1 pseudogene is annotated in these 230 nt (G+C 46.5%); it reads right to left on the bottom strand.

From position 1 onward, the window contains the following. Positions 1–230 (bottom strand): annotated as a pseudogene (locus ACY2RR_RS24910) (septal ring lytic transglycosylase RlpA family protein); the annotation flags it as partial.

Raw genomic sequence — 230 nt, 5'->3', positions numbered from 1 at the left:
ACATATCGTAAATTTCACCGTTGGCAGTCTTGTAACCGTGAAATTTGGCACCATACCAGGACGCTGTTTCTTTACGAACATACCCAGCAGCTGTGGTCTTAGGCGTGTAGGTTTTGCCGTTAAGGCTGTAAAGATCCGTTTTCACATCCCCGGATGGCGGGCGGGGAACGGCATTAAGAATATTTCTAACATCAATATCCTTATGCACCCGGTCATTCGCTATGTGATAG

This window comes from Parendozoicomonas sp. 2304DJ65-17, assembly GCF_058148445.1.
Note: the sequence above shows the minus strand (reverse complement) of the source record. Positions and strands in the feature narration are given on the sequence as shown.